This window comes from uncultured Pseudacidovorax sp. (assembly GCF_913773995.1).
Taxonomy (GTDB): Bacteria; Pseudomonadota; Gammaproteobacteria; order Burkholderiales; family Burkholderiaceae_C; genus Xenophilus.
The window spans coordinates 1-9,571 of sequence record NZ_CAJYES010000247.1 but is presented as its reverse complement, the minus strand read 5'-3'; the positions used below and the strand labels follow the sequence as shown (position 1 = coordinate 9,571).

Sequence of the window (9,571 nt, the reverse complement as noted above, 5' to 3'; positions counted from 1 at the left end):
GGATGAAGGCAACGGACGCGCAACGCCTCTGGCTGGCGGCGCACGCGTCACAGGGTCTGGGTGGGCCGGTCGGACGCCAGGCTGGCACCGAGGATCTCCTCGATGCGAGCCTTGAGCTGGCGCGATTTCTCGTCGCCCGGAAAGCGGATGCCGATGCCCGGCGAACGGTTGCCGCCCGCCTTGGGTGGGGTGATCCACGCCACCTTGCCGGCCACCGGATAGCGCTGCGGATCCTCCGGCAGGCTGAGCAGCACATACACGTCATCGCCCAGCCGGTACTCGCGCGCAGTGGGAATGAAGATGCCGCCCTCGGCGAACAGCGGGATGTAGGCGGCGTACAGCGCGCCCTTCTCCTTGATGGCCAGCTGGATGACGCTGGGTCGCTGACTCGGGGTGGGCGGGACGGCAGACGCGTTCATGGGCGTTCGGGGCTGCGGGAGTTTAGGGCGGCCTGCGCCTCGCTCACCATGGCCTCGATCATCAACCCCGCGTTGAACGGGTGCTCGGCCGTCCGGGCCGCCTTGAGCAACGACGCCGACCAGCGTGCCAGCACCTGCGCCGAGGGCGGTGCCGGCAGCGAGGCGGCCTCGAAGAAGCGCGGCTGACCGCCGCCGGCCAACGCCATCAGGTCGTGGCACAGCTTCTGAAGCGTGTCGATGGCGGCGGGCGGCGGCTGGTCGCCCAGCGCCGTGATGTCACCCCGGCGCATGGCCTGCGGCAACAGAGACCAGGCCTTGGCCGAGGTGCCGCCGCGTGCCAAGCGCAGCGCGTCCGAAGGCCGCCCGCCAGCCGCCCGCAGCAAGGCATGGGCCTCGGCCGCAGGCACGCCCTGCGCGGCCAGCCAGGCTTCCGATTCACCCTCGGCCGGCCAGGGCAGCGTGAAGGCCTGGCAGCGGCTGCGGATGGTGGGCAGCAACTGCCAGGCGGCCTCGGTGGCCAGCACGAAGCGCACGTCGCCGACGGGTTCCTCGAGCGTCTTGAGCAGCGCATTGGCCGAGATGGCATTCATGCGCTCGGCCGGATACACCAGCACCACCTTGCCGCGGCCACGGCCACTCGTGCGCTGGGCAAAGCCGACGGCGTCGCGCATGGCCTCGACGCGGATCTCGCGGCTGGGCTTGCGCTTCTTGTCGTCGATCTCGGACTGGGCCTTCTCGTCGATGGGCCAGCCCAGCTCCATCATCGCCACCTCGGGCATCAGCACCGCCAGGTCGGCATGGGTGCGCACGGCAATGGCATGGCAGCTCGGACAATGGCCGCAGGCGCCCTCGGCCGTGGGCTGCTCGCACAGCCACGCGGCGGCCAGGGCGAGCGCGAGGTCGTACTGGCCCAGGCCCGACGGGCCCTGCAACAGCAGCGCATGGCCGCGCTGACGCAGCAGCTGGTCGCGGGCGCGGGCCAGCCAGGGCGAGAGCGTCGGCGCCTCGTTCAGCTCAGCCATCCGCGCTCCTGCAAGACGGCTTCGACCTGGGCCCACACGGCCTCGCGGCCGGTGTCGGCGTCGATGCGGGCGAAGCGGCCGGGCTCTTCGGCGGCACGGCGGGCATAGCCGTCGCGCACGCGGCGGAAGAACTCGGCCGGCTGGGCCTCGAAGCGGTCGGGCATGCGCGCGCCAGCCAAACGCTCGGCGGCGACTTCGGGCGCCAGGTCGAACCACAGCGTGAGTACGGGCTGGAGCAAGGCGACGCCGCTCTCCTGCTGCTGCACCCAGCGCTCCAGAGTCTGCAGCACGCTCAGGTCGAAGCCCCGACCTGCGCCCTGGTAGGCGAAGGTGGCATCGGTGAAGCGGTCGCACAGCACCACGGCGCCGCGCGCCAGGGCCGGCTGGATGACCTGCACCACATGGTCCCGCCGGGCCGCGAAGACGAGCAGCGACTCGGTCAGCGGGTCCATGGCCTCGTTCAGCACCAGCGCGCGCAGCGACTCGGCCAGCGGCGTGCCGCCGGGCTCGCGCGTGCGCACGACCTCGCGGCCCGCCGCGGCGAACAGCCGCTCGATGGCATCCAGGTGGCTGGACTTGCCGGCGCCATCGATGCCCTCCAGGCTGATGAAGCGCCCCCGGCCCGGCTGCTGACTCATGCTCACTGCCCTCCCCGCTGGTACTTGTTGACCGCGCGGTTGTGCGCGTCGAGCGTCTCGCTGAACTGGCTGGTGCCATCGCCGCGCGACACGAAGTAGAGCGATCTGGTGCGCGCCGGCTGCACGGCCGCCAGCAGCGAGGCCTTGCCGGGCATCGCGATCGGCGTGGGCGGCAGGCCCTGGCGCGTGTAGGTGTTCCAGGGCGTGTCGGTCTGCAGGTCGCGCTTGCGCAGGTTGCCGTCGAAGGCCTCGCCCAGCCCGTAGATGACGGTCGGATCGGTCTGCAGCGGCATGCCGATGCGCAGCCGATTGATGAAAACGCCTGCCACCTCGGGCCGGTCACCGGACTTGCCGGTTTCCTTCTCCACGATGCTGGCCAGGATCAGCGCCTCGTCCGGCGACTTCAGCGGCAGGTCGGGGGCACGCGCGGCCCACGCGGCCTCCAGCTTGCGGTCCATGGCGCGCATGGCGCGCTGCAGCAGCGCCACGTCGGTCGAGTTCTTGGAATAGGTGTAGGTGTCCGGGAAGAAGCGGCCCTCCGGATGCTGGGCCGGTCGGCCCAGCCGGGCCATCAGGTCGGCGTCGGAGAGCGCCGCCGTTTCGGGCTTGAGCATTTCGGCCTTCGCCAGGGCCGCACGCACCTGACGGATGTTCCAGCCCTCGACCAGCACCACGCTGCGCGTGGCCTCGCGCCCGCGCACCAGGATCTCCAGCAGCAGGCGCGGCGTGACGCCGGCGTCCATCTCGTAGCTCCCGGCGCGGATCTGGCGGTCCTGGCCCGAGACGCGGAACCAGGCATAGAGCAGCCGCGGATCGACCGCCACGCCCGCATCGGCCACCGCCTGCGCCACGCCGCGCGGCGTGGTGCCGGGTTCGACCGAGAGGTCGACACTGGCCGCCGGCAGCTTGAGCGGCTGATGCAGCCACCAGAGCGCCCAGCCACCCACGGCCAGCGCCGCGAGCAGGGCCAACAGGAACAGTGAGGCGAAGAAACGGCGCACGGCGGATGGATGGATCGAGGACAGCCGAAGGGCGGAATCGGCGGGCCGCCGGGACCGGCGGCGCGGGTCGAAGCGAGTGTTCGGAGTGTCCCGCGCAAGGCGCCGCCAGAAGCCGGCCATGATAATTCACGCATGACCCACCCCCTTTTTCAAGGTGTGACGCCCCCGCTCGCCGCGCTGGGCGTGATCCGCGCGGAAGGCGCCGACGCGGCGTCCTTCCTGCATGGCCAGCTCACGCAGGACTTCCTGCTGCTCAAGGACGATGCCGCCCGCCTGGCGGCGCTGTGTTCGCCCAAGGGCCGCATGCTGGCCAGCTTCGTCGCCTGGCGGCAGGCGCCGGAGCAGTTCCTGCTGGTGTGTTCGCGCGACCTGCTGGCGGCCACGCTCAAGCGGCTGTCGATGTTCGTGCTGCGTGCCAAGGTCAAGCTCAGCGACGCCACGGCCGACTTCGACGTGCGCGGCCTGGCGGGCGCCGCCATCGCCGCGGCCGGTGGCGACCCCGGCGCGGCACCCGGCCAGCGCCAGGTGCCCGCCGAGAGCGTCACGCTGGTGGCCCTGCACGGCTGCGAAGGCGTGCCGCGGGCTCTGTGGGTGGCGCCGGCCGGCACACCCGCTCCGGCGGGAGCGGAATTGCCCCCCGAGACCTGGGCATGGAGCGAGGTGATGAGCGGCGTGGTGGCCATCAGCGCGCCCGTAGCCGACGCCTTCGTGCCGCAGATGCTCAATTACGAGTCGGTGGGCGGCGTCAACTTCAAGAAGGGCTGCTACCCGGGCCAGGAGGTGGTGGCGCGCAGCCAGTTCCGCGGCACGCTCAAGCGGCGCGGCTATGTGGTGACGGCCGAGGCGGCGCTGGAAGCCGGCCAGGAAGTGTTCGGTGCCGACCCGGAGCAGCCGGTGGGCACCGTGGCAGCGGCGGCCCCGGCGCCGGGCGGCGGCTGGGCCGGATTCGTGTCGATGCAGACCTCGGCCCTGGAGGCCGGCGGGCTGCGGGTGGGTGATACGACGCTGACCGTGCAGCCCCTTCCCTATCCGCTGCTGGAAGACATCTGACCTGAAAAGTTGATCGGGCCGGCCGGCGCGCCGCTCGCCCTGGCCGGTGACGGCGCCTGGATGGGTTACAGGGTGCGCTGCATGGTCACATGCGCGATGCCCGCCTCCTCGAATGGCTCGCCCACGGGTTCGTAGCCGAGCCGGGCATAGAAGCGCTCCGCGCTGCGCTGCGCATGCAGGGCCACGGCCGTGTCGCCACGGGCGCGGGCGGCGTCTTCCAGTGCGCGCAGCACGCGCTCGCCATGGCCTTCGCCACGCAGCACGCGCGCCACGGCCATGCGGCCGATGCGTGCGACGCCGGCCTCGTCGGCCGGCAGCAGGCGGCCGGTGGCAATGGCATGGCCGAGGCGATTGCGGGCCACGCCGTGCAGGCAGCGGGCGTCGTCATCGTCCCATTCCAGTGTCTCGGGAATGCCCTGCTCTTCCACGAAGACCGCACGACGCAGCGCACCGGCCGCCTCGCCCAGCGTCGCCCAGTCGCCGGTGACGACTTCGGACACGGGCTCGCCGGCTTCATACCCCAGAAGGATCTCACGCAGAACCGGCGGCACCGGCTTCGAGGTCTGCGTCGAAGGGTCGGCATAGACGTAGACCAGCTCGCAACCCACGAGGTACTGGTCCTGGCGGAACAGCGCGCCGTCGAACACGATGGACGAAGTGCCGATGCGCACGCACTTCATCGCGACGTCGATCACATCGTCCACGCGGGCAGAGGCGCGGTAGTCCACGGTGGCCTTGCGCACATAGAGGTCGCCGCCCAGCGCATGCATCGACGCCTCGTACGGCAGCGCCAGCGCGCGCCAGTAGTCGGCGATGGCCGTGTCGAAGTACATCAGGTAGTGGGCGTTGAAGACGATCTTCTGCATGTCCACCTCGGCCCAGCGCACGCGCAGGCGGTGGAAGAAGCGGAAGTCGGCGCGGCGGGGCGATGTCTCTGTGGTCATGGTTCGAGTCTGCAAGTGAGGCCCGTGCGGGCGTGGTCATCGGGGCACTGCGGTGCTGGCGCGCGGGCGCCAAGCCCAGCCTGCGCCCGGTGGATCAGGGCTGCAGCGCTGCGGCAAGCGCTTGCGCGGCGTCGGCATGGGCCTGCTGGGCTTCCGGCACGGCGCGGCCCATCTTGATGAATTCATGGATCACGCCGCGGTAGATCTCGAGCGAGACCGGCACGCCCGCCAGCCGCAGCCGGTCGGCATAGGCCACGCCTTCGTCGACGACCGGGTCGTGCTCGGCCAGGCCGATCCAGGCGGGCGCGACACCGTCCAAGTCTTCGGCCAGCAGCGGCGCGAAACGCCAATCGTGGCGGTCGGCGGCGTCGATGTATTGCGCGAAGAACCAGTCCACCAGCGCCTTGGTGAGCACCGGCCCGTCGGCGAAGCGGCGGTAGGAATCGGTGTCGGCCGAGGGGCCGGTGCCCGGGTAGATGAGCAGCTGCAAGGCCAGCGGCAGCCCCGCATCACGGGCGAGGATGGCGCACACGGCCGCCAGCGTGCCACCGGCGCTGTCGCCGCCCACCGCTAGGCGCCCACCGTCCACGCCCAGCGCCTCTGCGCCATGGCCGGCCATGAACTGGAAGGCGTCCCAGGCGTCGTTCACGGCGGTTGGAAAGCGATGCTCCGGCGCCAGGCGGTAGTCGACCGACACCACCGCGCAGCCCGAGCGCTGGGCCAGCACACGGCACAGCGTGTCGTGCGTGGCCACGCTGCCGACCACGAAGCCGCCGCCATGAAAGTACAGCAGCACCGGCAGCTGACCGGCCGATGGCGCGTACAGCCGCGCGGGCAGCAGCGCGCCGTCGCGGGCAGGGATGTGCAGTTCTTCGATGCGCGCCAGCTCGGGCCGGGGCACTTCGAGCACGGCGGCGCCCTTTTCGTAGGCCTGCTTGGCCTGGGCGGGCGTGAGGGCGTGCAGGGGTGGATGGCCGGCGCGGGCCATGCGCTCCACCACACCCGCCATGCGAGGGGTGAGGCCGGCCGTGGCCGGAAATTCAGGCGGCATGCAAAGAGGAAGAGAAAGTCAGCGGAATTGCACGGACACCGGCTGCAGCCCGGGCACGCCATCGTAGTAGACGGTCGCCCGCAGGCCCGGTCGCGGGGGCAACAGCGCGGAGAAGGAGCCCAGGCTGATGAGTTGACCCGGCTCCATCGCGATTCCCTGCGCATTCAGGGCGATGGCCAGCCACACGACAGCATGCAGCGGATGGCCCAGCACGTCGCTGCCCTTGCCGCCACCGAGTGCCGCGCCCTGCCCGTCCACCAGCCGCACGTTCATGTCGCGCAGTTGCGCCATGAGCCGGTCGCGGCCGGCCGCATCGGCGGGCACCGGCAGCGGCGTGCCGCGCACGCCCAGTCGGGCGCCGACGTTGATCGCCGTGATGCCGTTGCCGTTGAGCTGGGCGGGCGAATCGACCATCAGGTCGGGCAGTTCGATGAAGGGAATGATCTGGTCCACCTGGGCCAACACCTCTGCCGCCGAACGGGCCTGGTTGATGGCGCTGCTCTTCACCCGCACCAGCAGGTCGGCTTCGTACAGCGGACGGGCGCCGAAGGCGGCATCGACCGTGGCGCCGTTGCCCAGCAGCATGCGGCTGTAGAGCGCGCCCCAGACGGGTTGGTCGCTGTTGAAGCGCTTCTGCACTGAGGGATTGGTCAGACCGGCCTTGTAGCCGATCAGCGCGCCATGGCGCTTCGCCAAGCCCTGCTGGAAGAGCGCACGCGTGCAATCCGCGTCGTCGGGTGTCATGGCCGCCGGCGGATTGGCGGCCGCCTTGCGGGCTTCGTAGGCAGCCAGCCAGGCGTCGACCTGGGCCGGGCTCAGACAACCGGCGGTTCTTTGCGGCGCAGCCGGGGCGGTCGCCGTCGTGGCCGGCGCCGACGAGGGACCCGAGCGTGAAAACAGACGGGGCATGCTGCAGGCCGACAGCATCGCGGCCAGGGCCAGCGAGGAAAGCGCGAAGGCCGCGCGGCGGGAGGTGGAACTGGATGAGGACATGCGGGCTGTCTCCTGGTTGAACGTGCCGCCGCGAGGCTTCGCTTTAGGATGCGGGCGAATCCTAAACGCGGAGACAACCGACGATGGCCCTCATCAATTACCTCACCCAGATCCAGTTCGAGTTCGGCGCCCTGCGCCTGCTGGCCGATGAATGCCGGCGCATCGGCATCGAGCGGCCCCTGGTCGTGACCGACGCGGGCGTGCGTGCCGCCGGCCTGCTGGACAAGACGCTCGCAGCCCTGGGCGGCCTTCAGGCCTCGGTCTTCGACCAGACGCCCTCCAACCCCACCGAGGCTGCCGTGCGTGCGGCCGTCGAGGTGTACCGCCAGGGCCGCTGCGATGGGCTGATCGCCGTGGGCGGCGGCTCGGCCATCGACTGCGCCAAGGGCGTCGCGATCGCTGCCACGCACGAGGGGCCGCTCAAGACCTACGCCACCATCGAAGGCGGCTCGCCGAAGATCACCGAGCAGGTGGCGCCGTTGATCGCGGTGCCCACCACGGCGGGCACCGGCAGCGAGGTGGCGCGGGGCGCCATCATCATCGTGGACGACCACCGCAAGCTGGGCTTCCACAGTTGGCACCTGATGCCCAAGGCAGCGATCTGCGATCCCGAGCTCACGCTGGGCCTGCCGGCCAAGCTCACGGCCGCCACAGGCATGGACGCCATCGCCCACTGCATGGAGACCTTCATGGCCGGCGCCTTCAACCCGCCGGCCGACGGCATCGCGCTCGACGGCCTGGAGCGCGCCTGGAACCACATCGAGCGCGCGACGAAGGACGGCAGCGACCGCGAGGCGCGCCTGAACCTGATGAGCGCCTCGATGCAGGGTGCGATGGCGTTCCAGAAGGGCCTGGGCTGCGTGCACAGCCTGAGCCACAGCCTTGGCGGGGTGGACCCGCGCCTGCACCATGGCACGCTCAACGCCCTCTTCCTGCCCGCCGTGGTGCGCTTCAATGCGGGGGCCGAGTCGGTGCAGAAGGAACTGCGCCTGCAGCGCATGGCCCGCGCTATGCACCTGGACCAGCCGGGCGACATCGGCGAGGCCATCCGCGACAAGAATGCCCGTCTGGGCCTGCCCAAGGGCCTGGCCGAAGTCGGCGTCACCGAGGCGATGTTCGACAAGGTCATCGACGGCGCCATGGCCGACCACTGCCACAAGACCAACCCGCGGCTGGCCACGCGCGAAGACTACCGGGAGATGCTTTCGGCCTCGATGTAGCCGACCCGGCCACACAGGCGGGCGATGGTGCACCCGGCCTTGCCGGCGCCGGCCGCATCACCCAAGCACGAGTGGCGTGCTGCTCAAACGCCCAGTTGCTCGGCCCAGCCCAGGGCCTCGACGTGGACGGCCAGCAGGCGATCCACCGGCACCCGGTAGCGCTGCGAGACGATCTCCAGCAAGCCGGCGTCGGCGCTCTCGCAGGCCTTGGCCAGTTCAAGCAGCCCGGCAAAGGGGCCGCTGCCCTGCACGATGGCCTCGCGCACGTCGTCCGGCAGCGGCATCAGGGCCAGGGCCTCGCGCAGCGGAGTGCACATCAGCACGTCGAGCAGCGAGACCAGGCCGACCATGAAGGCGCGGTCGGCGTCGCCGGGCGACATCTCCTGCAGCGCCAGCAACTCCATCAACCGCCCGCGCACCACGGCCATGGTGCCCGCGGCCGGCGCCACGCTGCCGGGCGCCGTGCCGGCCAGCAGCAGTGCCGTCCAGCGCAGCAGCGGCTTCATGCCCACCGCCATGACGGCGTGGCGGAACGACTCGATCTTCTGGCCGAAGCCGATGCCGGCGGTGTTGAGGTGGCTCAGCAGCTTGTAGGCGAGCGTGGGCTCGCGCTTGAGCAGCGACTCGATCTCGAAGATCTCGGCCTCGCGCGCCACCAGGTTCAGCAGCTTGATCAAGGCGCGGTACGACAGCTGCACGCTGCGGTCGGCGACGGTGGGCGGCTGCAGGTACCAGCGCCCCTCGAACAGGCGCACGCCAGCGGCGGCCAGTTGCTTGAATTGCACCGGCGTGCGCACATGCACGGCCAGCGGCGTGGCCTGCGTGGTCTTCTGGATGGCGCGCGCCATCATCGAGGCGAGGTCCAGGGGCAGCACCCCCATCTCGAGGATGACGTACGAGGCGAGCGGCACCGAGGCTTCGTACTCCTTGAGAAGACGCACGTCAAAGGCCAGCTTGAAGCCGCGCGCGCGGGCGCTTTGCAGCAGGTCGGTGTCGAGCCCGCGCTGCATGCTGCTGCCGGCGATCTGCAGCACGACGTGCTCCGGATCCAGGCCGTCGAGCGCGCCGGCGGCGATGTCGTCGCAGCTGCAGGCGAGAAAGGTGGGGTGCTTGAGCGCCGGCGATGCGCCGTCGTGCGCTTCGCGCAGCGTCGGGTCCAGCAACCGTTCGGCCGGTGCGCCGCGCAGGGACACGGCGTGGTAGCCGCCCAGCCGCCGGTGCGCATCGACGATG

Annotated in this window: 10 protein-coding genes; 2 read left to right on the top strand and 8 right to left on the bottom strand. The window is 71.0% G+C overall.

Going from position 1 to position 9,571, the window contains the following annotated elements; genetic code table 11:
• Positions 1 to 47 precede the first annotated feature (47 nt).
• The 4 genes from QZ772_RS23725 to mltG are packed head-to-tail and all read right to left on the bottom strand — an operon-like array spanning position 48 to position 3,080.
• Entirely contained in the window at positions 48 to 419 is a 372-nt protein-coding gene (locus QZ772_RS23725; protein ID WP_295532020.1) for a PilZ domain-containing protein, read from the bottom strand.
• On the bottom strand, positions 416 to 1,441 hold the full coding sequence (locus tag QZ772_RS23720; protein WP_295532017.1) for a DNA polymerase III subunit delta': 1,026 nt from the start codon (positions 1,439 to 1,441) through the stop codon (positions 416 to 418). The genes QZ772_RS23725 and QZ772_RS23720 overlap by 4 nt, the downstream gene beginning before the upstream one ends.
• Positions 1,429 to 2,079 (bottom strand): dTMP kinase, encoded by a 651-nt coding sequence (gene tmk, locus QZ772_RS23715; protein ID WP_295532015.1) that lies wholly within the window; start codon positions 2,077 to 2,079, stop codon positions 1,429 to 1,431. The genes QZ772_RS23720 and tmk overlap by 13 nt, the downstream gene beginning before the upstream one ends.
• Positions 2,080 to 2,081: 2 nt before the next feature.
• Positions 2,082 to 3,080 (bottom strand): endolytic transglycosylase MltG, encoded by a 999-nt coding sequence (gene mltG / locus QZ772_RS23710; RefSeq protein WP_295532012.1) that lies wholly within the window; start codon positions 3,078 to 3,080, stop codon positions 2,082 to 2,084.
• Positions 3,081 to 3,212: 132 nt separating this feature from the next.
• On the opposite strand from mltG, the gene QZ772_RS23705 reads away from it, so the two are divergent.
• Positions 3,213 to 4,130 (top strand): folate-binding protein, encoded by a 918-nt coding sequence (locus QZ772_RS23705; protein ID WP_295532009.1) that lies wholly within the window; start codon positions 3,213 to 3,215, stop codon positions 4,128 to 4,130.
• A 65-nt stretch (positions 4,131 to 4,195) separates the two neighbouring features.
• On the opposite strand, the gene QZ772_RS23700 is transcribed toward QZ772_RS23705, so the two are convergent.
• The 3 genes from QZ772_RS23700 to QZ772_RS23690 all read right to left on the bottom strand — a co-directional run bounded on the left by QZ772_RS23700 (position 4,196) and on the right by QZ772_RS23690 (position 7,118).
• Positions 4,196 to 5,074: a YbgC/FadM family acyl-CoA thioesterase gene (locus QZ772_RS23700; protein WP_295532006.1), complete on the bottom strand. Its 879-nt coding sequence runs from the start codon at positions 5,072 to 5,074 to the stop codon at positions 4,196 to 4,198.
• 94 nt (positions 5,075 to 5,168) lie between these two features.
• A complete protein-coding gene (locus QZ772_RS23695) occupies positions 5,169 to 6,125 on the bottom strand; it encodes an alpha/beta hydrolase fold domain-containing protein (RefSeq protein ID WP_295532002.1) in 957 nt (318 codons plus the stop codon).
• 18 nt (positions 6,126 to 6,143) lie between these two features.
• Complete coding sequence (locus QZ772_RS23690) at positions 6,144 to 7,118, bottom strand: fumarylacetoacetate hydrolase (RefSeq protein WP_295531999.1); 975 nt, start codon at positions 7,116 to 7,118, stop codon at positions 6,144 to 6,146.
• Between the two features lie 83 nt (positions 7,119 to 7,201).
• Here QZ772_RS23690 and QZ772_RS23685 point away from each other — a divergent pair, with 83 nt between their 5' ends.
• Entirely contained in the window at positions 7,202 to 8,338 is a 1,137-nt protein-coding gene (locus QZ772_RS23685; protein WP_295531996.1) for an iron-containing alcohol dehydrogenase, read from the top strand.
• Between the two features lie 83 nt (positions 8,339 to 8,421).
• Here QZ772_RS23685 and QZ772_RS23680 read toward each other — a convergent pair.
• Positions 8,422 to 9,571: EAL and HDOD domain-containing protein (locus QZ772_RS23680; protein WP_295531993.1), on the bottom strand; the 1,150-nt coding region annotated here is incomplete at its 5' end.

What these genes read in the sequence shown, in the direction of transcription:
- QZ772_RS23725 (WP_295532020.1), bottom strand. Translation starts at nt 419, where the DNA reads ATGAACGCGTCTGCCGTCCCGCCCACCCCGAGTCAGCGACCCAGCGTC.
- QZ772_RS23720 (WP_295532017.1), bottom strand. Translation starts at nt 1,441, where the DNA reads ATGGCTGAGCTGAACGAGGCGCCGACGCTCTCGCCCTGGCTGGCCCGC.
- tmk (WP_295532015.1), bottom strand. Translation starts at nt 2,079, where the DNA reads ATGAGTCAGCAGCCGGGCCGGGGGCGCTTCATCAGCCTGGAGGGCATC.
- QZ772_RS23705 (WP_295532009.1), top strand. Translation starts at nt 3,213, where the DNA reads ATGACCCACCCCCTTTTTCAAGGTGTGACGCCCCCGCTCGCCGCGCTG.
- QZ772_RS23700 (WP_295532006.1), bottom strand. Translation starts at nt 5,074, where the DNA reads ATGACCACAGAGACATCGCCCCGCCGCGCCGACTTCCGCTTCTTCCAC.
- QZ772_RS23695 (WP_295532002.1), bottom strand. Translation starts at nt 6,125, where the DNA reads ATGCCGCCTGAATTTCCGGCCACGGCCGGCCTCACCCCTCGCATGGCG.
- QZ772_RS23690 (WP_295531999.1), bottom strand. Translation starts at nt 7,118, where the DNA reads ATGTCCTCATCCAGTTCCACCTCCCGCCGCGCGGCCTTCGCGCTTTCC.
- QZ772_RS23685 (WP_295531996.1), top strand. Translation starts at nt 7,202, where the DNA reads ATGGCCCTCATCAATTACCTCACCCAGATCCAGTTCGAGTTCGGCGCC.